Consider the following 25,015-nt stretch of genomic DNA (forward strand, 5'->3'; position numbering starts at 1 on the left):
GCGGGTTTGTCAACCCCAGACTCGTAATCGTCAAAAATTGTACGATAAGGACGATTGTGGTTGTTAATCATTAATTTTCGTTATACTATGGTCAGTTGATATGGCTAGGGGGGATTTGATGCGCTGGCAACAAAAACTAGCCCTAATCATTCTGGCGGGGATGTTGGCCATCTTATTGGTTTGGGGAGTAGTCAACTTAATGTAGATAGTTTGATAAAGTGAAACGTAGCGTAACTCCGGGTGCGGCCGGGATTACGCTACGTTTTTTCGTGTGCCAACTGCCGCATCCATTCCTAAAGTTTTCCTTTAGTTGCCGCCAGCGTTGCATCAAATCTCTGAGATTTTACATTAGTGATTAGTAAGGGCTAAAAACCACAGTGATTTTCGCTTAAATTACCATACCTGATTGTCTGCGATTATTGGACGTTCAACCTGCTGATAGCCGCCTACGAGGTAGACTGTGAACGACAGCCACGTTGCATCGGCTCCGACTACGCTAAGAACGCTAATCGTCGTGGATGACACCAAACTAACCGTAGTTGATGACGTAGACCGTAGCCGGAAGTGAAGCAAAATATGAGCTCAGCCGTGGGATGCCCTTAGCGGCACGATTCTCGCCGGTTAGGGCATGGCGTCTTGGAAACGTGGGCTTGCGGTTCCAAGCGAGTTCCGAGACCGCTCTTTGGCTCGGAACGTCCGCCCACCGCGATCCAGCTCATATTTTGCGAACGGAAGGCGGCCAGCCTCCGCACATGTAACTGCAACCACCGGCAGTGTTACTGGCATCGCGCCAAGCCCCGTGGACGCAAAAAAAACCGGAGTAACCGGCTCCGGTTCCCAGCATCATTGAGTATTCGCAACATCTTTAAGGTGTAGTCAGAAAAACGCTGTTCACTCAGCTTAGCCATATCTCAATATGTAGCATTGAGCAACCTGATCGCGTCAACTGAACAGTTGGCCCGGTCTGTAAAGGCAAGTCTAATCTTTACGATAAGAGTTACTTTCACAAAGTCGAGAACCCGTCAAACTGCCAAATTATTCGGGCTTCTCTGAAAGATTGATTGGTATTACATGTCTCAGTATATCAGATGGCAGTAGAATTGCAAGCGCTTTCGTAATCGTACTTATCCACTACATTACTTTCTAGTTAATTGTCTCAGCAAACAAACTTTGTGAAACTTCCAAGGCTTGAACTATCCTTTTGGTAGGGCAACGATCAGCTGGCCCCAGTGGAGCTTGACTTGTAGCGTACTCGTGGCCGCCTGTGGCAACGAACGTTGGAGTTTGGAGAAGTCCAGCATCCCCTTTTCCGCCACCACCCGGTGCTTGCCATCGACCTGCGCGTCCGCGGGCACCGGAAAGGTCAGCGAAAGGCGTAGCAACTGCGCCGTTTCGGTCAATTCTAGCGTGATCATCGGCGGCTTCACGTGACTGATTCCGGGTAAAATGGGCGGAATCGTCTGATTGACCAGCCGGACCATTTCTTTAAGTGCTGAGACCGTCGCCGTCAGAGGTTCCGGAACCTTCACGAAGAGCTGAACCCCACTTTCGCGCGCCAAGAGATAGTTGTGGTACAGCTCATAGCGCAATCCCGGCGTTGGAATGTTCGAGAGGTCGTCCACCGTGAGCTCGGCAGCATTGCTGGTCGCCCAGCCCGAACGAATGTCGATGTAGAGCTGGCGAAAGCCCTCGTAGTCGTGATCCTCGAGATAGCCTCCTAGCCCCAGCAACATGTTTTGATAGTCATGACTGAATTTACGCACGGCACCTAACTGACGGTTCAGCTCCGTGGTGTACTGCTCCCGAAAGGCCTGTTGCTGCGTCTGCAACTGGGTATGTTCCTCCTGCAAATGGGTCTGCATCAGCATGTAGGTGCTCAATGTCAGGCCCACGACCAGCGTGCCCGAAATTCCGGCTAAGAAAATCAGGTAGTGGTCGGAATCGGCCAGACTTTGCAACGAGTATTCAAATAAAATGTAGACCAGACCCAAGACCGTCATGAAGATGAGAAACAGGTACTCCGTGGAACGCCCCAGCATGGCCTGAATCAGGTTTTCCATCGGTGCCCGGGTCAGCAAGATGCCCATGGCCACCATGGTGAACAGGACGGTATCGATTGTCAGCTCCGTCAGCGTGCCCCACACGCTGGCCGCAAAGGTGACACTCGTCAGGCGAATGGTGCCGGCAATCACCGTCATGTCGATAAATTCAATCAACAGATAGGCCAGAATCGACACGTCGATAAAAGCTGGTAGATACTGCCAACTATTTTTGAACGCGAGAATCCCGACTTCGACTGACAAAAGCACGATAATGGGGAGCATTCCCAGTAGCGAACTCGCCGCCGTAAAGGGATTTAGCAGATCCAAGGCCGTGAAGCCTAGGCCCATGACGGCACAGAACAGTAAGAAATTCTTCTTCACGTGTAATCGTGGGAACCAGTAGTATTGAAAGTAAACGAACCAAAAAACCAACGAAAAGTCGGCAAGGCCAAAACTGACCGAATTAACCGTAATCACGTGCTCACCTCCCCGGTTTCGTTAAAATAACCGTAAAGAACAGTCGGCCGTGCTTGTTGGCAATCTGCAACGCGGCGTTGGCCGTCCGATCGACAATCTCCTGAACGGTGCTCAGTCCCAGGCCGTGGTTTCCCCCCTTGGTGGAATATCCGGCCTGCATGAACTGATTAATCTTCGGCGGATTGTCGGCCGAAATCGGGTTGGCCACAGACAGTTCCACCGCACCGGGATAGTCCAGAATCGCACAATAAATCGTGTGGTCATCCCCGACGACGGGGGCCTCAATCGCGTTATCCAGGAGAATGCCGACCACCCGCAGGAGCTGCATGCTATCCATGGGTAGCGTCTTCACCGGATCGGGAATCTCCAGCCGAACTTCCTTACCTTGATTTTGCGCCGCCAGTAATTTTTGAAAGAGTAAACTCTTCAACGGCGGATCACCCAGCTGCTGGAGGCCGTCCGCCTCAAGACCCACGAGGTGGTGAGTCGTCGACCACCGCGAACTCAGCGTTTGATAGTAGGTCGCTAGACCCTCGTAATCCTCGGCGTCCAGATAGTCGCCTAGGCGGAGCATCTGCTGCTGGTAATTGTGCGTGAATTGCCGAATGGCTCGGACCTGATCGGACATGCGCCGGTCATAGCGATTCTTTAACAGGCTTTCTTGATAGTTAGCCCGCACCCGTTGCCGGTGAAAGAAGCTTTGGAGAAAGGCAAAGAGGCTCGCCGCAATCAATAAAATCATCACGAGTTCGATGCTCAGCGCAAACGTCAACATGGCGTGGGTAATCTGCAGGTGGTGAATAATCAGCGATGACATCTCTGCGAGTAGCGCTAGACTGGCCAGAAGCCCCATCACCGTCCATTGCTCCTTGCGACTGAAGTCCAGAGCATCCAGGTTCCCCGGTTGTAGCCGCATGCCGGACACCCCGATCGAAATTAGCAGGTAGATCACGAATTGGAAGATCAGTCGCGCGGCGACTCCGGACGCGCCATTGGTAAAGTCCAGGCCCCACAACTCGATGAAGACCTGGCGACAGACATCGTTAATCAACACCACGACTAAATAAATGACGATCGTGGCATTGACAAAGATTAGCGCCGATTTACGCCGGTGATGAACCAGGTAGACCAGCGCACTGATGGGCGGAATCAACAGGCTCCACGACTGCCCGATAAAGGCGGGGATTAACCCCCACCCCACCCACTTCAAGGGGAGCTTCCAGTTCTGGGGGCGAATTACACCAATCCACAACGTGATGAACCATTGCATGGTGACCGCCAAGACCAGGTTTACCCAGAAGCGGCGATCAAATATTTGAAATAAGTCCACCATTTCTTGCACCCTCTCAGGACTTTAAATGTTTTTGCACCAGTGTCTTGACCTCGTGGAACCGGCGCGTCGCCACATCCGTCTGGTCCCCGTTCGGAAAGATCAGGCGCCGGGTGGCGGTGTCGATGCCACTAACGTTGTCTAAATTGACCAGAAAACTTTTATCCGTCCGATAGAGTTCCGGATACTGATCCGCAATATCCTTCAAGAATCCCGGAAACTCCATCAATTGATTGGCCGCGTGGACGGTCACCTTATGTGGGGTGGCGGCGGTCGCCACGAAGTAGACGTCGCCCATTGGCAGGCTAAACGTCCGCCCACCGATGTTATAACTAAAGAGATTTTCCGTGTTGCCTAAGTAATTGGTATAGCGCTGATACCCGTAGTCCACGTTTTCCCGCAATTTTTGATCAATCTGGGCCCGCCCTAAGTCCTTCACCACGAAGTCCATGGGTTCCACCTTCCGTTCGAAGGTCAGTAACGCCATTTCCGAGTGGGTGGTGACGAAGACAATCTCGGCAAAGCCCAGTTGCTTTCGGATGGCAATCGCCGTCTCCAGTCCCGTGGTGTCTTCCGCGGGAAACTCAATGTCCAAGAAAAACAGTGCGTACTCCGGGGGATTGTCGGCTAAATCCGTTAACAACGCTTTGGGACTGGGCGTTGCCAGACGAACTTGCATATCATAGTCATTAATCATAATGTAGCGTTTGATGACATCCGTATAGTGGACGAGTTGCTCCGGATTATCTTCACAAAGATAGACGGCTAACACCCGATCACGTCCTTTCACTCTAATAGTAATCCTGTTCGAAAAAATGTTAAATTAACCAATACCACAATCCAATTATACCGTAACCCTATTACTCCTTAATGTACCTTGATTCACCCCCGGTTGCAATCGTTTCCTCCCACAAAAAAAGAATCATCCCCTCAGATGATTCCCTTTTGATTGGATTATTTAATTACCGGCGTTGGCTTAATTAGCACTCCCCCAAGTTCTAATGAAGTCATGAATCCCTTAGGTATTATGATAACCCGATTCAGTCACTTACTCTTCAGTCCATCACTGAAAATCCTGCTACTGGCGCCTAAGTTTCAGACTAATCTTCTACTCTGCCAACTGTCCACTTGATTAGATAATCTCAGGGTGCGAATCTGATTGCGGCCTCCCCCAAATTGTGACCACAACCACGCATACTTTAATTAGTTGATTCGCAACATCAGTCCTGTGAAACTGACCCCTTCCAACTGTCATAACTTTACCATGGTTTTTGCTTATCGTACGCTAAGTCGCAAAAACGTCAATTTTTGCACGTTAAAGCAGTAAAAATCAGCACAATTCAATTGTGTCGTAGCGAATAAGTGACGTAACCGCCCAAAATTAAGGGCCCAAAGAATGCCAACGCGATGTCTACCAAGCCACGCCAATACCATTTCAACGGGGCCTTGGGGGCGGCCTCCAGGCGGGGTTCCCGTTGGGGCCGACTCATGCGTTCATAGACCGACGCCGTCTGATCGGCCGCTCGTTGCTTTTTCTTACGGTGAATCGTGGGGGCCTGGACCGCGCGTTTATCCTCCAAAATGACCCACTTGGCGAACGGAAAACACAGCCAGCTCACCAGAAAATACCAGTCGGCACCGGTCATTCCTGGCAACAGGCGCCACTGGGCATAATTGAGATGCCCGAGTAAGGCAATCACGAGGATAAAGACCAGACCAATGCCGGCCTGACGTAACCAATATGAGACGGATAACTTCATAGGGAGAACTCCTTTTCTTTTTCAAAAAACTTGGTAAAATTGGGGTAAATTCGATTGTAAATGAGGTGGAGCACATGGCAGGAGATTTCAATCCCATCACCGCTGCAGGGTATCGCGACCTGCAACAAAAAATCGCGGCACTAGAGGCCGACCGACCGGAGAAGATCGCCATTCTCGCCGAGGCCAGGGCCCACGGCGACCTCTCAGAGAACGCGGAATATTCCGCGGCCAAGCGGGACCTGCGGCATCTGGAAAGCCAGCTACGGTTCTTCAACAAGCAACTACAGTACGCCAAGGTCATCGCGCCCAGCCACGACGAGCGCGTCGAGCTGGGCAAATGGGTCACCGTTAAATTCATGGACGATGACGATCAGGTCAGTTATCAACTCGTGGGCACCCAGGAGGCCGACCTCGAGGCGGGCAAGATTACCCGTGTATCGCCGCTGGGCAAGGCCTTACTGGGTCACCGTCCCGGCGAAACGGTGACCGTCAAGGCGCCTAACGCCAGTTATCAGGTTACCATTCTCGCGGTGAGCCTGGAACGCCCCGCGTAATATTAGGAATATTATACCACGCTAAAAATACCGGCTCGGATCGTTTCCCACGATTCGAGCCGGTATTTGTTATATCCACAACGTTAATCCCGTGACGAAGTTGCCCCAAAAACCGGCAACAAGATTTGATCAACTATTTCATACCGGGCCTCTAAAGGCAAAGCCTGCCGAGTAATCACTTCGTTAATCAGGAGGATGCCGGGTAAGTTGACCAACCGATCCGGCCACTGAGCGTGGGTAATCTCCCCACGTGCGGCCGCATGATCCAACAGGGGTTGGACGATCTTTTGAATACCATGATCCGGGTCGTGGTCGTTGGCTTGGGTCAGTAAGTTATCCAACTCCAAGTGCTGGAGACGATCCGCCAGCAGTCCCCGAAACGTCTCGTCCTGTAATTTATCCAAGAAGGCCGCCATCTGGCCCATTAACGCCAGAAAATCCGTCCGTAAACTACCGGTATCCGGGACCACATAGCCCGTGAACCCGCCGAACCGCGCAAAGGCGGCGATTACGAGGTGGGCCTTATCCGGCCAGCGCCGGTACAACACCGTCTTGGTGGTCGAAGCCGCGGCCGCCACGCCTTCGATGGTGAGGGCTTGGTAGCCCTTCTCCTGAAGTTGGGCCCAGGCGGCCTCCAAAATCGCGGTCGTCAGGGCCGGCCCCCGTCGTCGGGTCTTTTTTTCTGCCATTTCGATTAGTCTCCCTTGTCTTTTTTTAAATTCGGGTGTAATATTCCGTCAATAAGATACGGCCGTATCTAATTTAAAAATCAGGTGATTCGATGTCTACACAAAAATCGCAACAAAATATCACACAAATCGCACTCTTCCTGGTCATTGGGGCCATCGCGCCACTGCTCGACACCACCATGACCAACGTTGCTCTCGACACTATTATGAAGTCACTCCACGTTTCCGTCAACGCCGTCCAGTGGATTACCACCAGCTACGTTCTCGCGTTGGGCATTACGGTTCCCGTCACCGGTTGGGCCACCAATTGGTTCGATGGTAAACGCCTGTATCTGGGCGCTCTGGTCGTCTTTTTGCTGGGATCACTTCTCTCCAGCTGGGCCACCACACTACCGGTTCTCATCAGCGGGCGGATTATTCAAGGCGCGGCGGCCGGCATGATCGTCCCACTGATTACGACCCTCGTGGTTCAGGTGGCCGGAAGCACCGGTCTGGGTAAGTTAATGGCCGTGGTCGGAATGCCGGCCGTCTTGATTCCCATTCTGGGGCCGACCATCGGCGGCTACCTGATTCAGGCGCTGAACTGGCACTGGATCTTCTTGATTAACATTCCGCTGGTGGCGATTTCTTTGGTCCTACTGGACTGGAAAATGCCAGCCTTTCCCGCTCCCAATCGGGGTAAGCGCCTCGACCTTCCCAGCCTGGCCCTGCTAGCAAGTCTCTTTACGTTTGCCATCATCGGCATTACGCGCTTCAGCACGGGCGATCACTTCACCTCACAGCATGTCTGGCTCCCCCTATTGGTGGCCGCGGCGAGCCTATTGGCCTACGTTTTCTACGCTTACTTTCAGGCGGACAAGGCGCTGGTCAGCCTGAAACTGTTCAAGTCACCGACCTTTGACGCCGCCGTGGTGATTCTGATGCTCTCCGGTATTGCCGTCAACGGGGCGATGTTCCTGCTCCCCCTGTATCTCCAAAACACGCGGGGGCTCAGCGTCGTCTGGTCCGGGACTTATCTCATCGCCCAAGGCGTGGGCCTGCTGCTCTCACGCAGTCAGATTGGTAAATTAACCGATAGCATTGGCGCCCGGTGGGTCGTCTTGGTGGCTATCGTGGTGGCCGTGGCCGGCACCTTGCCGTTCGTTTTCTTCTCGGCTTCCACCAGTCTGTGGTGGGTGCTACTGGCGCTCTTTATTCGCGGCATTGGTCAAGGGGGGCTGACCATCCCCGTCATGGCCGACAGCTACACGGGACTGCCCAAGTCACTGATTGCCGAGGCCACCACGGCCACCCGAATGCTCCAAAATATCGGCGGAGCCATGGGGACGGCCGTCCTCGCCACCATTATTCAACACGCCCTACCCCGTGTCGGCCTGAATGCCGCCTACCAGACGGCCTTTCTGTGGTCGGTCGGCTTTATTCTGGTGACGGCCATTCCGGCTTGGTTCTTGAGCCACCGTTCGGCTCGCCATTAAAGACGGCCCCGCGTCCGAAGTCCTGGCAGCCCAGAAGCGCTCATTTAACGGTTGTAAAACGAGGCCTAACCTTAGTTTTTAAATAAACTGAAGGTTGAAAGACAGAAATCGACTAAAACTAGTGTCATCGCGTTAATATTAGTCGTTTACAATTTCGTAGTGGAAAGCAGTCGCCTTACCGTTCGCCAAATATGGGTTGGATCGCGGTGGGCGGACGGGTCGAGCCACAGTGCGGTCTCGACACCTCGCTTTGAGCCGACAGCCCACGTCTCAAAGACGCCAGTTCCCTAACCGGCAAAAAACGCCGCTAAGGGAACTCCCACGGCTGAACCCATATTTGGCTCACTCACGGCTACGACATTGCTGGGCAGCAACCAGCGGCTTAACCCAACATAACAATCAATTTGTCGATAAACGCCGGTGTTGCTGACAAACACTGTCCTGCCGGAGATCGCCAGGGGTGGAGCCAGCTGTGTCGACGGTGTTAGCTGAGGTCTCTTCTCAGCTTACAACGTGGGGCGACTTGGAAGACTTGCGGGTTTGGCAAGGCTTCCAAGCGAACCGGAAGCCCGTTTTTCAGGCTGAAGGTGGCCCCCATAGCAGGCGGAACCCCTGGCAGGCGCAGGCTCCTGGTTTCACCAATTTTAGTGGACAGCACACTGCCGTTCCGGGAATCAGCGCGTTTATTCTACTTTCAACCTTTAAATAAAAAATTAACCGGTCAGGAACGTTGGGCGCCAAGGACTTCGGCCGCTTAACATTTGAATATGATTAAATTTAGTCTTGACATCTCATCTAATTTTAATTATCGTAAGACTCATCAACTAACCTAAAACAACAACTTTTGAAAGCGAGGGACGACCATGATGACGATTAAACCAACAACCACCACTATGCACCCGTCCCTGGCTATTCAATTGGCAGCCTTATTATTAACGAAGAAGGACCCGGTCACTTGACCTTGAGTTAACCCTCAAAATTCAAGTGCTGAGCCCTTCTTTCCCGTGTGGTAATGAGGGCTCGGCATCCGTGTAAGACCTCATTCACCCCGTGGATGAGGTCTTTTTGTTAGAACAAAGGAGGATTGGGTACCATCACGTTTCATTAAAAATAAGAAGGCAGGGATGACAAATGATTAAATGGCAAAAAACACTCCTTAAACTAGGTGCACTCGCCACCGTCTTAACACTCGCCGGTTGTAGCACGGCCAAGAGTAACGGTAGCGCACAAGGCAACAACCCGGGCAAGACCATCAAAATTGGCGTTAACATGGAGCTTTCCGGTTCGGCCGCCGGCTACGGCCAACAGCAAAAGCAAGGCATTCAGCTCGCCGTCAATAAGATTAATCAAGCCGGGGGCATCAAGGTCGGCCAATCCAAAAAGAAGATTCAGTTGGTCATTCGCGACAACAAGACGTCCAACACCACCGCCGCTTCGGTGGCCGCTCAGCTGGTGAATAACGACAAGGTCGTCGCCGTGGTCGGCCCCGCCGCCACGAACGCCGGGACCGCCTCGATTCCTAACATGACCAAGGCCGAGGTGCCCTCCGTCAGCCCTTCGGCAACCGACCCGGGCTACACACTTCAGAAGAACGGTACCGTTCAGAAATACATCTTCCGGGCCTGCTTCCAAAATAACTACCAGGGATCATCGGCGGCCACCTTTATGACCAAAAACCTCAAGGCCAAGAACGTCGCCATTTTGACCGATAACTCGAGTGACTACGGTACCGGCCTGACCAAGGCCTTCAAGCAAAGCTACACCGGCAAGATTGTCAGCAGTCAAACCTTCCAGGAGGGCGACAAGGACTTCAACGCCATCCTGACCGCCCTCAAGCACAAGCGGATTGACGCCATCTACGCACCGGGCTACTACTCCGAGCTGGGGCTGATCATCAAACAAGCGCGCCAGGCCGGGATTAACGTACCCATCGTGGGAAGCGATGGCATGGCCGATGCCAAGCTGACGAAGATTGCCGGCAAGGCCAACACCAGCAACATCTACTACACCACGCCATTCTCCACGAAGGCCGGCGAGACCAATGCTCAAGCCGCCAGCTTCCTGAAGGCCTACCGGGCCAAGTACCACACGACCGCCCCCACCTTCTCTGCGCTGGCTTACGATTCCGTCTACATGATTAAGTCCGCCATCGAGAGCGAACACTCGGCCAATTCCGTGAAGATTACCACCGGCTTGGCTCACCTCAAGAACTTTAAGGGCGTCACCGGGACCATCACCATGAACCAACACCACAACCCCGAAAAGTCGATGGTGATTGAGAAGTTGACGAACGGTCGCGTTTCGCAAGCCTACACCATCAAATAATCCCGTTAAGATTGGAGTGAGTACATGCAGACATTCGGACAACAACTGATTAACGGTCTGTCATTAGGCAGCATTTACGCCCTGTTGGCCCTGGGATACACCATGGTTTACGGCATTATTAAGCTGATTAACTTTGCCCACGGTGATATTTATATGCTAGGCGCCTTCTGGGGCTACTACGTCATCAACGGCCTGCACTTTAACTTTATCTTCGCGATGCTCTCCGCCATGATTTTCTGTGCGTTGGTGGGCGTTCTGATTGAATACTTCGCCTACCGGCCACTCCGGCATTCCCCGCGAATTACCGCGTTGATTACCGCCATTGGTGTCTCCTTTCTGCTCGAAAACACCATGACCTATTTCTTCTCGGCTAATACGCGCAATTTCCCGCAGGTCATCACCACCGTGACCTACCACGTGCTGGGCCTACACATCTCCAACATTCAACTACTGATTCTCGGAACGGCCTGCCTCCTGATGCTTTTATTGGAAATCATCATCAAGCGGACCAAGATGGGCAAGGCCATGCGCGCCGTCTCGGTTGACCCAGAGGCCGCCCAACTGGTGGGCATCAATCTCAATCACACCATCTCCTTTACGTTTGCGCTCGGCTCCGCCATGGCGGGGGCTGCCGGCGTGCTCATCGGTCTGTACTACAACTCGATTGACCCACTGATGGGCATGACGCCGGGGATCAAAGCTTTCGTTGCCGCAGTCATTGGCGGCATTGGGTCGGTGCCCGGTGCCTCGGTCGGTGGCTTCCTGATCGGTCTTCTGGAGACCGGCGTCCAAGCGGTGGGTCTATCGGCCTACAAGGACGCCGTGGTGTACGTCGTCTTAATCGTAATCCTGCTGGTCCTGCCGGCCGGGATCTTCGGTAAGAAGACGAAGGAAAAGGTTTAGGAGGTGCCATCCATGAAAGCAAATCTGAAATACAATCTGACCTGGCTCGGCGTGATGGTCCTGGTCTTTGGTCTAATCGATGCGTGTGAATTTCTTGGCATCATCAACGCCTTCATCGAAAATATGCTGGTCACCATCGGCATCAACATCATCCTGGCCACGGGGCTAAATCTCATCATCGGCTTCTCCGGTCAATTCTCACTTGGTCACGCCGGCTTCATGGCGATTGGCGCCTACGCGACCGGTATCATGACGCAAAACATGGCCACGCCGCTGGGGTTCTACCTATCCATGGGCGTCGGCATCGTCATTGCCATGGTGGCCGCGCTGATAGTGGGCATCCCCACGTTACGCTTACGGGGAGACTACCTCGCCATCGCCACCATGGGCGCCGCCGAGATCATTCGCATCTTAATCAACAATTTTAAAATCACCAACGGGGCGGCGGGACTCTTCAACATTCCCCCGTTAGTGACCTGGGCCACGGTTTACGTGTTGATGTGCCTCACGACCATCATCACGGTTAACTTCATCCACAGTCGCAGCGGTCGCGCCGTCATGGCGGTCCGCGAAGATGAGATTGCCGCTGAGGCGATGGGGATTAACACGACGCGTTGGAAGCTGATCGCCTTTGTCTTTGGCGCCGGCACGGCCGCGATTGGTGGGTCCCTGCACGCCGCCTACATTCAGACCATCGCCCCGGGCGACTTCAACATCATGGCCTCGATTGCCATTCTGATCATCGTCGTGCTTGGCGGGGTCGGCAGCATTACCGGAACCTTCGTGGCCGCCATCGTTTTGGGCGCCCTCGATACGATTCTCCAGAACTTCGGTACCCTGCGGATGATCATCTACTCGTTGGCGTTGATTCTGATCATGATCTTCAAACCCGCCGGTCTCCTTGGCAATTGGGAGTTTTCATTCAAACGCTTCGGCCGCACCAGAAAGGAGGTCCCGACGCATGACTAGTCCCCTCTTAACCGCACAGCAGCTCGTCAAAAACTTCGGTGGTCTGACCGCCGTGGCCAACGTCTCCGTGCATTTCGATCAAAATGAGCTGGTCGGCCTGATTGGTCCTAACGGCGCGGGTAAGACCACGCTCTTCAATCTCTTAACGGGCGAAACGCCGGTCACATCTGGCGCCATCACCCTGTACACCGACCAGGGCGTCCAATCGCTCAACGGTAAGCGCCCCGCGCAGATCGCACAGGCAGGGCTCTCCCGGACCTTCCAAAACATTCGCCTCTTCAAGGAACTCAGTGTCTTAGACAACGTGCGGATCGCCATGACCAACCACTATCACGACGGCTTTCTGGCCAGCGTCTTTCGGACGCCCAAGTTCTATCGGACCGAGGCCGCCATGACCACAGCCGCGAGAGACCTATTGGCCATCTTTGACCTTACGGACGTGGCCGACCAACCCGCTAAGAACCTCCCGTATGGGACGCAACGCCGGCTAGAAATCGTTCGGGCGCTGGCGACCAAGCCCAAGCTTTTGTTCTTAGACGAACCGGCCGCCGGGATGAATCCCGAGGAAACGGCCGATTTAACGCGATTGATTCGTCAAATTCAACGGGACTTTCATATCACCATCGTCCTCATCGAACACGACATGTCGCTGGTGATGAACGTGGTCGAACGGCTCTACGTGCTGGAACACGGCGCCCTGCTGGCCGAGGGTACCCCGGCCGATATTCAACAAAATCCGGACGTGATTCGCGCCTATTTAGGAGATGAAGCTTAATGCTCGATGTTCAAGACTTAGTCGTCAATTACGGTGCTATTCAGGCCATTAAAAAGGTCAGTTTTACCATTCACACCGGGGAGATCGTCACGCTCATCGGGGCCAATGGCGCGGGTAAATCCACCATTCTGCATACGATTTCCGGCATCATTCGCCCCACCAGCGGGAAAATCACGTACCGTAACCACCCGATTCAGCGAGAAGCCGCCCCCAAGATTGTCCGGGAGGGCATCTCGCAGGTTCCGGAGGGGCGTCACATTTTCCCCGGTCTCTCCGTTCAGGAGAACCTCCAGATGGGCGCTTTCATTCGCAAGGACCGCCAGAACCTGGCCCAGGCCTACGCGGAGGTGTATCACTACTTTCCGGTGCTGAAACAGCGCTGCCATCAGGATGCCGCAACCCTATCCGGCGGCGAACAGCAGATGCTCGCCATGGGCCGGGCCCTGATGTCGCACCCCCAGTTGATGTTGCTCGACGAACCCTCCATGGGGTTAGCGCCCATCTTCATTAACGAAATCTTTGAGATCATCCGCGCCATTAACGCCGCCGGAACCACCGTCCTACTGATTGAACAAAATGCCAACAAGGCCCTCGCTATTGCCGATCGGGGCTACGTCCTCGCCGCCGGTCAGATTAAGCTACAAGGAACCGGTCAGGACCTACTCGCCAATCAGGCCGTTCAACGCGCCTACTTAGGAGGTTAATCCATGAGTGTAGCAGATTACATGTCAACCCACTTAGTTATTGCCAGTCCCCAGACCACCGTCAGCGCCGCCATCGCGTTGATGAAAGACAATCAGATTCACCGCTTACCGGTGCTCGATGGCAATCGCCTGGTCGGTCTGATTACACAGGGGATTATTGGCCGCGCGTTACCCTCGCAGGCCACGAGTCTCTCCGTCTACGAGACCAATTACATACTAACCCAGACCACCGTGGCGACCATCATGGAGAAACACGTGCAAACGATCGCCGCGACTGCACAGTTAGAGGAAGCCATTTACCAGATGCGTCAGCACCAGATTGGCGTTCTCCCGGTCACCCGCGAGACGCGCGTCGTGGGTATCATCACGAATAACGACATTCTGGAAGCCTTCCTGAACATCTCCGGCTACGGCGAACCCGGCATTGTCTGCCGCGTCCGCGTAACCCACGACCGTCCCGGCGTCATCTTCGCTATCGGCAAGGTTCTAGCCGAACACCACCTGAGCATTCAAACCCTAATGGTGGTCCGCGACCAGCAAGCCCGCGTCATTGAGCTCCACATCGCCAGCGACCAAGCCGCACCGGTCACCCAGGTGCTGACGGCCGCGGGATTTACCGTGGTTTAACCACCGCTGGGTAATAACTTATATTACAGGAAAAAGTGGGTTCACGCCGCATTTTTTCCAAAATAAAGTGAACTATCGTCTTTAGCCATTAATTGGTCACTGCCCACAACTAATTTTCCGCCCGTTGCTGGCCAAATTAAAAGAGCATCCCCACCACTCATACGAGTTTAGGAGATGCTCTCTTTAATTCGGATTAATCACCAAATCGCTAATCACTCAATTACTTCAATGGCTTCCATTGCCAAGCGTTAACTTCTGGCAAGTCAGTCCCAACTTCACGGATGTAAGCATTGTGCTTAGCAACCATGTCGTCCATCCGTTGTGCGAAGTATGCGCCCTTAACGGCGTATTCATCGATGTCATCAACGGCTTCCTTAGCCAAGTGGTAACGGTCCAAGTGGTTCAGGACACGCATGTCAAATGGCGTGGTGATATCACCGTTTTCACGGTAACCATGAACGTGTAAGTTGTGGTTGTGACGGTCGAAGAAGAGATCCTTGATCAGGCCTTCGAAGCCATGGAAGGCAAAGATAACTGGCTTATCGGTCGTGAACAGACGATCGAATTCGTCATCAGAGATTGCCCTTGGGTCCAACTTAGGAGAACGCAACTTCAACAGGTCAACCACGTTGATGAAGCGAATCTTCATTTCTGGGAATTCGTCATGCAACAGAGAAATTGCGGCTAAGGATTCCCAAGTTGGTTCAGTACCAGCAGCGGCGAAGACAACGTCAGGTTCTTGACCTTGGTCCGTAGAAGCCCAGTCAACGTAGCCCAAACCATTGTGAACCAGGTTAGTGGCTTCATCAATGGAGAACCATTGTGGACGTGGGTGCTTGGAGGTCACGATGATGTTAATCTTTTCGCGGCTCCGGAAAGCAACGTCACCAACGGCTAACAGAGTGTTGGCATCGGCTGGCAAGTATTCACGGATAAAGGCTGGCTTCTTTTCAGCCATGTGGGTCAACATCCCAGGATCTTGGTGGGTGTAACCGTTGTGGTCTTGCTGGAAGACAGTTGACGTGTCAACGAAGTTCAAGGATGGGTAGTCATGACGCCATTCTTGTTCGGCAGCCTTACGCAACCACTTGAAGTGTTGGGTTAACATGGAGTCCACAACCCGACCGAATGATTCGTAGGTGGCGAAGAAGCCATGACGACCGGTCAGAACGTAACCTTCCAACCAACCTTCAGCTTGGTGTTCGGACAGTTGAGAATCGATGACCCGGCCTTCGTGAGCCATGTTTTCATCGTTAGGTTCCTTGATGTCTTCCATCCATTGACGCTTACCATAATCCAACATCGCGTAAAGCCGGTTAGACTTGGATTCGTCAGGACCAAAGGCACGGAAAGAATCTGGGTTCAACTTCATGGTGTCGGCCAAGTACTTGGACCAAACTAACATGTCTTGGGCAATCGTCTTGCCGTGTTCAGTCGTGTCCACAGCATACTTCTTGTAATCTGGGAGCTTCAATGGTTGTGGCTTGATCCCACCATTAGTGATTGGGTTCATGGCCATCCGTTGATCGCCCTTAGGTGCCATGTCGCGGATTTCTTGCTTAACAGAACCGTCTTCATTGAAGAGTTCTTCTGGCTTGTAAGACTTCAACCAGTTAACCAACAGGTCAGCGTGTTCCATATCTCCAGCAGCAACAGGAATTGGAACTTGGTGAGCCCGGAATGACCCTTCGATTGGGTTACCATCCAAGTCAGCCTTAGGACCAGTCCAGCCCTTAGGTGAACGGAAGATAATCATTGGCCAGTTAGGTAATGAATCATCGTTGTTTTCACGAGCATGCTTTTGAATAGCCTTGATCTTCGTGATAACTTCGTCCATCGTCTTAGCCATGTCTTCGTGAACCCGCATAAAGTCGGTGTCACCAGCTTCGATTTCGACAAAGTGAGGATCCCAACCCATTCCTTCGAAGTACTTCGTTAAGTCTTCGTCGGACATCCGTGATAGGATGGTTGGGTTAGAAATCTTGAACCCGTTCATGTTGATGATTGGCAGAACCGCACCATCTTTGATTGGGTTGATGAACTTGTCAGAGAACCATGAAGCAGCCAATGGGCCAGTTTCGGATTCCCCATCACCAATTTCAACAGCGGCGATCACGTCTGGGTTGTCTAAGATCGCACCAGTACCGTGTGACAGGCTGTAACCAAGTTCCCCACCTTCGTGGATAGAACCTGGCGTTTCAGGTGCGGCATGGGAAGCAACGCCACCTGGGAAGGAGAATTGCTTGAATAAACGCTTCAAGCCTTCTTCGTCTTGAGAAATGTTTGGATAAATTTCACTGTAGCTACCATCAAGATATGAGTTAGAAACCATAACTTGGCCACCATGACCTGAACCTTCGATGTAGAACATGTTCAGGTTGTACTTTAAGATTGCCCGGTTTAAGTGAGCATAGATAAAGTTTTGAGAAACAATTGTCCCCCAGTGTCCGATAGGCTTAATCTTCACGTCATCAGAGGTTAAGTCACGCTTCAATAATGGGTTGTCACGCAAGAATAACTGACCTACTGATAAGTAGTTTGCTGCACGCCAGTACTTGTCAACGCCTTCCAAGTAAGTCTTGGAGTCGAAGTCTGCATTTGCCATGTAATTAACACTCCTTCTTTGAATTTGTAACTGCACAATCTAGTTGATAGAACTTAACGTAAAATTTATCTCGTAAGTGAATACCGGGATGCTTTTTACAAGTCTTATAATAACGCTTTTTAAATAAAAGTCAACCTTTTTGATAATTGGACCGTATCAATTTTATCAAAAGTAGGACCCCTTGATAATCCGCATGAAATCGCCCTTTTCAGGCTATCCCAGACAATTTCTGGGCACAATATTCATTACAATTAATTATACCAATATAAGAAAACGTTGTGTTAGTGTTCGTGTTATGCCATTCCATAAACTAGACCAATCAAAAAGTGACCCCCTCACAGGCGTCACTCCTCGTTGCTTATTCTTCATCTAACGAAACAAAGGTGTTATAGTTCAAATATTGATAGTGCAGGCGCATGTTAGACACTTCAAACGGCGTCCCATCATCGAGGAAGAAGACCCCTTCCATGATACCCACGGGTTCCACCGGCTTAAGATGTAGCAGATTTTGGTCGTCTGCCGTGGATGGTTGGGTCCGAATGGACATGAACGACTTGGTGACGACTTTCCCCTGGGATTCCAAGTAATTAAAGATTGACTCCGAAACGGTCTTCTGCGATAAGTTCGGGGCAATTTTAATGGGAATATACCCGGTTTCAATCATAAAGGGTTTATCCTCGAATAGCCGCAGCCGCTTGATTTCGTAAACGAAATCCCCCTCCGCCAGGAACAGATCCTGCTGGATTTCTTTGCTGGCCGGAATAACGTCAAATTTAAGCAAACGGATGCCCGGCGTGGTGCCGGCCGACTTCATACTGTCGGTAATTCCTAAATTTGAGCCCTCATATTGAAAAATTGATTGGTTTTTCATATATAATGGGTTAATGAAGGTTCCGGACCCGCGCTTTTTAAAGATAATCCCCTGGTTGGCGAGCACACTCAGCGCCCGCTTAACTGAGCTGCGACTGACCCCGTACGCTTCGCTCAGGCTTCGTTCATCTGGCAGCCGCTTATTGGGAAATTCATTTTGATGGATGCGTTGTTTTAAGTCCCGCATTACCTGTCGATAGACTAAATCTGCCATGATATCTCCTCATAACTCTTCAACTAGACTTCTACTGTGATAGAGTATAACAGGTTTTGGCGGCGGTGTCTGCTTTTATCAGGAAACAACCGTTCCATTTATTTTTAAAGTGCGGTCCAATTTACTATTTTTTGTTGTGAAAGGTGAGTTAAATGGCTAAGAAAAAGAAAGGCAAGCGGCTACACAAGACGCTAGTCGAACAGATTCTCGATAAAAATAAGGTCCCCTACAAACAGGTTGAATTCGCCACGCACCTCAAGGGCGACGTGGCTCAGATGGAAGTAGACCACGCCAACGTCGAGGAACACCGGATCTACAAGACGCTGGTGCTCAGCGGTCCAACCACGGGTCCGGTCGTGGGGGTCGTCCCCATCGACGAACATCTTAACGAAAAAAAGTTGGCTAAGGTCTCTGGCAATAAAAAAGTGGACATGGTGCCCCTCAAAGACTTGGTTAAAACCACGGGTTACGAACATGGTGCCAACACGCCGGTGGGGATTTGGGAGAAGAATCACTTCCCCATTTACTTTGACACGACCGCTAAGGAACAGGGCACCATTTTAGTTTCATCCGGACAGATTGGCCGGTCAGTTGAACTGAACGCCACGGACCTCGCTAACCTGGTCCACGGTACCTTCACCGACCTGCTGGAGTAGGCCATGAATACCGACCTCAGCCTGATCTTAAAGAATCTAGGCCTTGTGGGATTAGATCTCCTGATCATCCCCTTCGTCTTCGTCACGCTACTGACGTATCTGAATCGGGATACGAAGAAATTTTTGGCCAACGGCTTGGGCGTGAACAGCGAACTCTACCTGGGGTTCATCGGCATCTTTCTTCACGAGCTCAGTCACCTCCTGATGGCCGTCCTATTTGGCCACAGGATCGATCAGGTGCGGTTGCTCAAGCGGCCCCATCCCCAACGGATTGGCCCGGACGGCAATCCTGATCTGGCCTTGGGCTACGTCAACCACACGTGGAACCGGCGCAACTGGTATCAGACCACGGGCAACCTCTTCATTGGGATTGCCCCCATCTTCGGTTGTGCGCTGGTGCTGCTGGGACTGACCGCCCTACTGATTCCCAGTCTATTCAACGGGATATTGACGCTGATTGCCGACCCCTTCAATCTGGATTGGCGGGGGTTCATTGCCGCACTGGGTGGGGATTCCCATCCCTTGGTGCGTTGGATCATCATGATTCTCTTGTCGTTAAATATCAGCATTGGTGGCTTCGACCTCAGCGCCGCCGACTTTGCCAATTCACGCATCGGCTTAATCGGCTTTGTGACCGTCGTGGTGGTGATTACCGTTTTACTAACGATGGGCAACATTGCCAGCGGCTATCTGCGGGTCATCACGGCCGCCGTGATTTTGCTGGCGCTCATCCTAGGCTATGCCCTGTTGGTGTCTTTATTCACCAATCTGGTGGTGCGACTGGCTTTTCAAATTAAGGAACACTAACAAAACGCCGTAAGCTCTGAGCTTGCGGCGTTTTTGACGATCCAACTTATTTACTGAAGGTTAAAGGATAGAAAGCGACTAAAACTATGGTCATCGCGCAACTCACGGCGTTAAGTTTAGTCGTTTACAGTTTCGCAGTGGAAAGCGGTCGCCTTACCGTTCGCCAAATATGGGTTGGATCGCGGTGGAGCAAGCTGTGTCGACGGTGTTAGCTGAGGTTTTTTCTCAGCTTACAGCGTGGGGCGACTTGGGAGCCTTGCGGGTTCTGCAAGGCTTCCCAGCGAACCGGAAGCCCGCCTCTCAGGCTGAAGGTGTCTCCCATAGCAGGCGGAACCCCTGGCAGGCGCAGGCTCCTGGTTTCACCAATTTTAGTGAACAGAACACCATCGTTCCGGGAATCAGCGCGTTTATTCTACTTTCAACCTTTAGTTATTTATCTGTCTTCTGATAGTGGAACACAATGGCATACAGCCCAAAGTTCAAGATACTCAGCGTCAGAATCAAGCCAAAGGCTAATTGACTCCCTAACGCCGTCTCGTGTGCGTAGGACATGCCGCTAACCTTAACGGACGACATCAGCGAGGCCAGGATGGTGGTCCCCACCGAGCCGGCGAACTGCTGGCCGGTGTTGTAGATGGCGTTGGCGTCCGCCCGTTGGCTGAAATCGACTTCCTTTAGCCCATTGGTCATGGTGTTCCCAAAGGCCATGGACCGACCGATACTAAAGACCACGTAGAGAATCGCAATCACCAGGACGCTTAACCGCTGGCCTAAGATGGTGAACCCGGCAGCGGCCACCAGGAAGAGACTACTCCCCAGCAAGATCGGCAACCGCGCACCATGTTCATCCAGCAAGTGGCCAAACCACGGCTGTAAGATCGCCGTCACCAGGCTACCAGGAAGCAACATCAGCCCCCCAAAGAGTGAGCTGGCTCCCACAACAATCTGGGCGTAGTTTGGGAGGGCGAAGTTAATCCCGATGTTACAGAATTGTAGGATAACGTAGGCAATAAAACTAAACGTGAAGACCGGGTTTCGGAAAATTTCCAGTTTGAGCAACTGCTGATCGCTGTGTTTGGCCACCAGAATGTAGCCCGTCATCATCACAATCGCGAGCAAAATCCCACCCATGAACTGCCAGCTTAACCAGCCAGCGCTAGTCAGACTATTCAGCCCCATCGTGAAACTCACGAAGGCAACCGCCAGTAAGCTAAACTGCCCCCAAACAAAGTGAACCTTCCGGACAGGCGAGAATTGATTGATCGCGCCAACCCCCAATAGAAGAATTAGGGCTTCGACCGGTAACGTTGACCAGAAGATCAAGCGCCAATTACCCAGGGAAGCCATGATCCCCCCGAAAGTCGGCCCGCTAGCCGGCGCAATCATCAGAATCAGGCCAGCCAAGCCCATGTAGAAGCCCAGCCGCGAACGCGGAACACTTTCCAAGACAACGTTAAACATTAGTGGAATCGCAATCCCAGCACACCCCGCCTGGATTAAACGGCCTAACAAAAGGATGGGGAAATTCGGTGCGAGCGCACAAATTAAATCACCTAAAATAAAGAGCGAGGCCCCGGCGATAAATAATTGCCGATTCTTAAATCGCTGCTTCAGAAAAGCCGAGGTAATCATCAATAGGGCCACCATCAGTAAGTAGCCCGTGGTAATCCATTGAACCGTACTCAGGGAAACGTGCATCGTCCGCATTAAGGTGGGGAACGTCACGTTCATGGAAGTTTCCACCAGAATGCCCAGAAAGGCCATAATCGCCACCGCAAAGATGGCAATTAAGTTCTTCCGGGAAACTTTATCTGGATCGTTTGGTACTTGCGTCATTTGAACATCTCACTTTCTTACAACTACTCGTTACCTTCTATCATACCCACCTTTTCAAAAATTTTCATGGGAATTTTGCCATTAAATCGGTTGCAGAAAGCCTTTTATTTCGGGATTTGGCACGAAATACAAAAAAGTTTTCAATGAAAACCATTACATTAAGTTTTGACCCTTGACTTTGTTTTCAGAAAATCATACGATGTTCACGTGAACAAAAGAGAAGAGAAAAGAAAAAGGGGTATTTATATCATGCATGTATTTAATCGCGTATTAGCTGTTGTCGCTGCCGTTGCTGTTTTTGGTTCAGGTGTCTTCGCAACCCAAGCCGTTGCTTCTACGACTAATTCTGACGCCGCAACGCAACAATCCTTATCACAAAGTTACACGCAACTCATCCAAAAGCAAACTGAACCTCTGAAGTAATTTCAGGGTAGTCAAAAAGCTCTCCCCATTGTGGGAGAGCTTTTTTCATGCCATTAATGCTTAAAGCACATCGGCACCCACTTCAGATTGATTCATGAACTCTTTCATCCGAGAAATCATATCGTGAACGACGACCCGACCGACTTGGACTTCCTCGGTCGTTCCGATCATGTTAAAGCCCAGGCTCAACTGACCTTTAAAGGTGCTGCAAGCAACCTGGAACATCGGCGCGTACCGGAACGAACCGGTCATCAGACAATGGGTCACCGTATTTTCGGCAAATTGGAGCCGCGCGTCATCGATAATGCCAAAATTAGTGAACGCAATCGCCCGAACGTGGTAGTTGGCCTCCACAATCTCTTGTAGTTGCTTAATCGACTCCGTTTGATACTGCGCCATCAAGGATCGGACGGAATCTAGGAACTGGTCGTGGTCCTTTAGGCGTTGCATTTCGACGTGCATCTTCTGCACGGAAACCGAGATGGCTTCGTCTTGTGGTGAGTGAATGGCCGGATTGAACCGCGCCGTGTGGTTGGCAATCCGTAGCGCTGCCGGGTCCTCATCGATCTTCTGCCGCATGTCCGTGGGGCAAGGAATGGCCAGCTCATCGCCGTCACGATCGAAGGCCTGAACCGCCTTGCCGAAGGTCGTCAGCAGCACGTCATTAACCGTCACACCTTGCGCGTGGGTCGCGTTGATCAGGCTACGCGTCAGGTCCGGCGTCAAGCGCCAGCCACTCACGTTAGGCCGCGACTGTTCACCCGTCTCGTTCGTCAATTGCGGCAAGGCTAACGGCTTGGCCGGATGGTCCACGTTGCCCTGTTTAGCGGCCGCTGGATGCTGTTTCAGAAGGTCCTTTAACCAGTCGAGATTAACCACGTTAACCACGCTATTAATCGTCGTAGCGCCCTGGCTGTAGCATTTACTCAATAAGTACAGGTACTGCTTAAACCCACTGCCATCGGTCAAGATATGACTCATGGTGATGGTCAACCGGTTACCCTTACCAGCTGGCTGTAGTTCAAAACGGACCTGAGCTTCTTTCTCCCAATCCGGTGTAGCATCGAGCTGGGCATCGTCTGGCAAGACATTCAGGACCTCCCGACCGTCTTGGACGACCGGTTGCCAGCTATTGTCACTCATCTCATAGCGACAGAACAGTTCGGGAACCACCTTTGCCGTGAGATTAATGGCTTTCACTAAGCGGTCCTGGTCCAAAGGATCGCTAAACGTCAATTGGCAGCGAATCACAGGATATAGCTGATCGAAGCCAATGGTATGCAGAATATTCAATGGATTTTCATTCATAAGTAGAGACGCCCCTTTCTCAAAATAAATCGTATCTTCAGTTTAGAGCTCGTTCAGCGTTGCGACAAGAGCGGTGTAACGCAAAATTCCGGGCTCACGGCAAACAAAAAGCCCCGCAGGACTCCCGTACGGAAGCTCATGCGAGACTTTTTCGTTTACCCTAGTTATTAACCGTCAGCTTGCCGAAAATTTCGTCAGGCGTCTTGTCTGGGAAGAACTTGAAGAAGTTGTAAGCATTGTTGTAGCAAATGTTTTGAACAACCTTCCCCAACATTTCTTCATCATCAGGTACCCGGCCTTGTTCAGCCAACTTACCATAGAAGTTGCAGAGAACCCGACGGAAGTACTCATGACGTGGGTATGACAGGAAGCTCCGTGAGTCGGTCAGCATCCCAACAAAGTTAGGCAACAGACTTTCTTCGGCGAAGACCCGCAATTGTTCGTCCATACCTTCGGCAGTATCGTTGAACCACCAGCCGGCACCGAGTTGCAAGCGTTGTTTGCCACCTTCTTGGAAGGCCCCCATCATGGTTGCTAATTGCATCCAATCGTTGTCATTCAAGGAGTAGAAGATCGTCTTTGGAATGTCATGGGTGATTTGCATCTTCGTGTATAACTTGGCCATTTGGTCAGCAATATCAGGTTGCGTCCCAACAGCGTCATAACCGGTATCAGGGCCTAATTTGTCGAACATTGGCCGGTTAAGGTCACGGATAGAGTTGATGTGGAACTGCATCGTCCAATCAAATTCCTTGTTCAACTTCATTAAGTTTTCCAATAGAGCGGTTAAGTATTGGTCAACTTCCTTAGGCGACAATTCTTCGTTGTTGACACCCTTATCAAAGATCGCATTCAGCTCGCTGTCTGAAGCTTCGATGAAGTGATAAGTTAACAGAGAATGGTCAGATAGACGGCCACCCATTTCACTAAAGAATTCAAACCGTTGCTTAACAGCATCGATCATCGTCTTGAATGAAGTGATCTTGACACCAGAAACCTCACTCAATTCCTTCAGGTAGTCGGCAAAGCCATCACGGTCCACTTGGATCAACTTGTCAGGCCGCATTGCTGGTAAAGTCCGGAAGCCGTTTTCAGCTTCGGTTTCCTTCAACAGTTTGTGGTAGTGCAAGTCAGATGCTGGATCATCGGTCGTGCAGACAGCCTTAACATTGGAATTCTTGATTAAGTTCCGTGGCTTGAAAGCATCAGTTTGGAGTTCAGCGTTGGCTTTCTTCCAAATGTCTGGTGCGGTCTTCCGGCTCAAAACTTCGTCAATGTGGAAGAAACGCTTGAGTTCCAAGTGGGTCCATTCGTAGAGTGGGTTCCCCAAGGCACTTTCGATCGTTTCAGCCCAGGCCAAGAATTTCTGATATTCATCGCCGTCACCGGTGATTAATTCTTCAGGAACCCCGTTGGTCCGTTCTTGACGCCACTTGTAGTGGTCGCCGTAAACGCCTTCGTTTAACCAAATCCGTGTAATGTTAGGATAGTTCTTGTTTTCATAGATTTCCTTTGGGTTTAAGTGACAATGGAAGTCAATGATTGGCATATCCTTGGCATAGTCGTTGAAAAGTTTCTTGGCCATGTCATTGCCGAGTAAGAAATTGTCGTCCAATAAAGCCATCAGGATATTCCTCCTTGTAGAGTTGTACTAATTACTTAGCGG

Annotated in this window: 21 protein-coding genes; 11 read left to right on the plus strand and 10 right to left on the minus strand. The window is 51.6% G+C overall.

The window, feature by feature from the left end; genetic code table 11:
- Window positions 1-1,193: 1,193 nt before the first annotated feature.
- From V8I28_RS09170 to V8I28_RS09185, 4 genes are all read right to left on the minus strand, one after another.
- Entirely contained in the window at window positions 1,194-2,519 is a 1,326-nt protein-coding gene (locus V8I28_RS09170) for a signal transduction protein (RefSeq protein WP_341779821.1), read from the minus strand.
- Window positions 2,520-2,523: 4 nt separating this feature from the next.
- Window positions 2,524-3,852, minus strand: a complete 1,329-nt coding sequence (locus V8I28_RS09175; protein WP_341779822.1) for a sensor histidine kinase — start codon at window positions 3,850-3,852, stop codon at window positions 2,524-2,526.
- Between the two features lie 13 nt (window positions 3,853-3,865).
- Window positions 3,866-4,639: a response regulator transcription factor gene (locus tag V8I28_RS09180; RefSeq protein WP_341779823.1), complete on the minus strand. Its 774-nt coding sequence runs from the start codon at window positions 4,637-4,639 to the stop codon at window positions 3,866-3,868.
- Between the two features lie 550 nt (window positions 4,640-5,189).
- Window positions 5,190-5,609, minus strand: coding sequence for a hypothetical protein (locus tag V8I28_RS09185; RefSeq protein WP_341779824.1), 420 nt, complete (start codon window positions 5,607-5,609; stop codon window positions 5,190-5,192).
- Between the two features lie 74 nt (window positions 5,610-5,683).
- Between V8I28_RS09185 and greA the strand changes: the two genes are divergently transcribed.
- Window positions 5,684-6,163: a transcription elongation factor GreA gene (gene greA / locus V8I28_RS09190; protein WP_341779825.1), complete on the plus strand. Its 480-nt coding sequence runs from the start codon at window positions 5,684-5,686 to the stop codon at window positions 6,161-6,163.
- An 83-nt stretch (window positions 6,164-6,246) separates the two neighbouring features.
- Here the strand turns inward: greA and V8I28_RS09195 are convergent, their stop codons facing one another.
- A complete protein-coding gene (locus V8I28_RS09195; protein ID WP_341779826.1) occupies window positions 6,247-6,852 on the minus strand; it encodes a TetR/AcrR family transcriptional regulator in 606 nt (201 codons plus the stop codon).
- Window positions 6,853-6,944: 92 nt separating this feature from the next.
- Between V8I28_RS09195 and V8I28_RS09200 the strand changes: the two genes are divergently transcribed.
- From V8I28_RS09200 to V8I28_RS09230, 7 genes are all read left to right on the plus strand, one after another.
- On the plus strand, window positions 6,945-8,327 hold the full coding sequence (locus V8I28_RS09200; protein ID WP_341779827.1) for an MDR family MFS transporter: 1,383 nt from the start codon (window positions 6,945-6,947) through the stop codon (window positions 8,325-8,327).
- Between the two features lie 1,131 nt (window positions 8,328-9,458).
- On the plus strand, window positions 9,459-10,652 hold the full coding sequence (locus V8I28_RS09205) for an ABC transporter substrate-binding protein (protein WP_341779828.1): 1,194 nt from the start codon (window positions 9,459-9,461) through the stop codon (window positions 10,650-10,652).
- Window positions 10,653-10,676: 24 nt separating this feature from the next.
- Window positions 10,677-11,555 carry a branched-chain amino acid ABC transporter permease gene (locus tag V8I28_RS09210; RefSeq protein ID WP_341779829.1) on the plus strand — a complete coding sequence of 293 codons (879 nt, stop codon included), beginning with the start codon at window positions 10,677-10,679 and terminating at the stop codon, window positions 11,553-11,555.
- A gap of 12 nt (window positions 11,556-11,567) precedes the next feature.
- Complete coding sequence (locus tag V8I28_RS09215) at window positions 11,568-12,524, plus strand: branched-chain amino acid ABC transporter permease (RefSeq protein ID WP_341779830.1); 957 nt, start codon at window positions 11,568-11,570, stop codon at window positions 12,522-12,524.
- Window positions 12,517-13,299, plus strand: a complete 783-nt coding sequence (locus V8I28_RS09220) for an ABC transporter ATP-binding protein (RefSeq protein ID WP_341779831.1) — start codon at window positions 12,517-12,519, stop codon at window positions 13,297-13,299. The genes V8I28_RS09215 and V8I28_RS09220 overlap by 8 nt, the downstream gene beginning before the upstream one ends.
- On the plus strand, window positions 13,299-14,003 hold the full coding sequence (locus tag V8I28_RS09225) for an ABC transporter ATP-binding protein (protein WP_341779832.1): 705 nt from the start codon (window positions 13,299-13,301) through the stop codon (window positions 14,001-14,003). The genes V8I28_RS09220 and V8I28_RS09225 overlap by 1 nt, the downstream gene beginning before the upstream one ends.
- A 3-nt stretch (window positions 14,004-14,006) precedes the next feature.
- Window positions 14,007-14,630: a CBS and ACT domain-containing protein gene (locus V8I28_RS09230; RefSeq protein WP_341779833.1), complete on the plus strand. Its 624-nt coding sequence runs from the start codon at window positions 14,007-14,009 to the stop codon at window positions 14,628-14,630.
- A gap of 220 nt (window positions 14,631-14,850) precedes the next feature.
- Here the strand turns inward: V8I28_RS09230 and V8I28_RS09235 are convergent, their stop codons facing one another.
- Both V8I28_RS09235 and V8I28_RS09240 read right to left on the minus strand, forming a co-directional pair.
- Window positions 14,851-17,235, minus strand: a complete 2,385-nt coding sequence (locus V8I28_RS09235; protein WP_341779834.1) for a phosphoketolase family protein — start codon at window positions 17,233-17,235, stop codon at window positions 14,851-14,853.
- Window positions 17,236-17,593: 358 nt separating this feature from the next.
- The gene (locus V8I28_RS09240; RefSeq protein WP_341779835.1) at window positions 17,594-18,319 is read right to left on the minus strand and encodes a GntR family transcriptional regulator; all 726 of its coding nucleotides are present in this window, start codon (window positions 18,317-18,319) and stop codon (window positions 17,594-17,596) included.
- Between the two features lie 152 nt (window positions 18,320-18,471).
- Here V8I28_RS09240 and ybaK point away from each other — a divergent pair, with 152 nt between their 5' ends.
- Window positions 18,472-18,975 carry a Cys-tRNA(Pro) deacylase gene (gene ybaK, locus V8I28_RS09245; protein ID WP_341779836.1) on the plus strand — a complete coding sequence of 168 codons (504 nt, stop codon included), beginning with the start codon at window positions 18,472-18,474 and terminating at the stop codon, window positions 18,973-18,975.
- 3 nt (window positions 18,976-18,978) lie between these two features.
- The gene (locus V8I28_RS09250) at window positions 18,979-19,782 is read left to right on the plus strand and encodes a hypothetical protein (RefSeq protein ID WP_341779837.1); all 804 of its coding nucleotides are present in this window, start codon (window positions 18,979-18,981) and stop codon (window positions 19,780-19,782) included.
- Window positions 19,783-20,211: 429 nt separating this feature from the next.
- On the opposite strand, the gene V8I28_RS09255 is transcribed toward V8I28_RS09250, so the two are convergent.
- Window positions 20,212-21,618, minus strand: coding sequence for an MFS transporter (locus V8I28_RS09255; protein WP_341779838.1), 1,407 nt, complete (start codon window positions 21,616-21,618; stop codon window positions 20,212-20,214).
- A gap of 249 nt (window positions 21,619-21,867) precedes the next feature.
- Here V8I28_RS09255 and V8I28_RS09260 point away from each other — a divergent pair, with 249 nt between their 5' ends.
- On the plus strand, window positions 21,868-22,041 hold the full coding sequence (locus tag V8I28_RS09260; RefSeq protein ID WP_341779839.1) for a hypothetical protein: 174 nt from the start codon (window positions 21,868-21,870) through the stop codon (window positions 22,039-22,041).
- Between the two features lie 60 nt (window positions 22,042-22,101).
- Here V8I28_RS09260 and V8I28_RS09265 read toward each other — a convergent pair whose 3' ends face one another.
- Window positions 22,102-23,349, minus strand: a complete 1,248-nt coding sequence (locus V8I28_RS09265; protein WP_341779840.1) for a hypothetical protein — start codon at window positions 23,347-23,349, stop codon at window positions 22,102-22,104.
- Between the two features lie 160 nt (window positions 23,350-23,509).
- Window positions 23,510-24,973 carry a glucuronate isomerase gene (uxaC, locus tag V8I28_RS09270; protein ID WP_341779841.1) on the minus strand — a complete coding sequence of 488 codons (1,464 nt, stop codon included), beginning with the start codon at window positions 24,971-24,973 and terminating at the stop codon, window positions 23,510-23,512.
- Between the last annotated feature and the right edge of the window lie 42 nt (window positions 24,974-25,015).

Source organism: Levilactobacillus sp. HBUAS70063 (assembly GCF_038374745.1).
Classification (GTDB): domain Bacteria; phylum Bacillota; class Bacilli; order Lactobacillales; family Lactobacillaceae; genus Levilactobacillus.

Coding starts and splice junctions, on each gene's coding strand:
- ybaK (WP_341779836.1), top strand. CDS start 18,472: ATGGCTAAGAAAAAGAAAGGCAAGCGGCTACACAAGACGCTAGTCGAA.
- V8I28_RS09260 (WP_341779839.1), top strand. CDS start 21,868: ATGCATGTATTTAATCGCGTATTAGCTGTTGTCGCTGCCGTTGCTGTT.
- V8I28_RS09240 (WP_341779835.1), bottom strand. CDS start 18,319: ATGGCAGATTTAGTCTATCGACAGGTAATGCGGGACTTAAAACAACGC.
- V8I28_RS09235 (WP_341779834.1), bottom strand. CDS start 17,235: ATGGCAAATGCAGACTTCGACTCCAAGACTTACTTGGAAGGCGTTGAC.
- V8I28_RS09255 (WP_341779838.1), bottom strand. CDS start 21,618: ATGACGCAAGTACCAAACGATCCAGATAAAGTTTCCCGGAAGAACTTA.
- V8I28_RS09250 (WP_341779837.1), top strand. CDS start 18,979: ATGAATACCGACCTCAGCCTGATCTTAAAGAATCTAGGCCTTGTGGGA.
- V8I28_RS09185 (WP_341779824.1), bottom strand. CDS start 5,609: ATGAAGTTATCCGTCTCATATTGGTTACGTCAGGCCGGCATTGGTCTG.
- V8I28_RS09200 (WP_341779827.1), top strand. CDS start 6,945: ATGTCTACACAAAAATCGCAACAAAATATCACACAAATCGCACTCTTC.
- V8I28_RS09265 (WP_341779840.1), bottom strand. CDS start 23,349: ATGAATGAAAATCCATTGAATATTCTGCATACCATTGGCTTCGATCAG.
- V8I28_RS09215 (WP_341779830.1), top strand. CDS start 11,568: ATGAAAGCAAATCTGAAATACAATCTGACCTGGCTCGGCGTGATGGTC.
- V8I28_RS09230 (WP_341779833.1), top strand. CDS start 14,007: ATGAGTGTAGCAGATTACATGTCAACCCACTTAGTTATTGCCAGTCCC.
- V8I28_RS09175 (WP_341779822.1), bottom strand. CDS start 3,852: ATGGTGGACTTATTTCAAATATTTGATCGCCGCTTCTGGGTAAACCTG.
- greA (WP_341779825.1), top strand. CDS start 5,684: ATGGCAGGAGATTTCAATCCCATCACCGCTGCAGGGTATCGCGACCTG.
- uxaC (WP_341779841.1), bottom strand. CDS start 24,973: ATGGCTTTATTGGACGACAATTTCTTACTCGGCAATGACATGGCCAAG.
- V8I28_RS09220 (WP_341779831.1), top strand. CDS start 12,517: ATGACTAGTCCCCTCTTAACCGCACAGCAGCTCGTCAAAAACTTCGGT.
- V8I28_RS09210 (WP_341779829.1), top strand. CDS start 10,677: ATGCAGACATTCGGACAACAACTGATTAACGGTCTGTCATTAGGCAGC.
- V8I28_RS09205 (WP_341779828.1), top strand. CDS start 9,459: ATGATTAAATGGCAAAAAACACTCCTTAAACTAGGTGCACTCGCCACC.
- V8I28_RS09225 (WP_341779832.1), top strand. CDS start 13,299: ATGCTCGATGTTCAAGACTTAGTCGTCAATTACGGTGCTATTCAGGCC.
- V8I28_RS09195 (WP_341779826.1), bottom strand. CDS start 6,852: ATGGCAGAAAAAAAGACCCGACGACGGGGGCCGGCCCTGACGACCGCG.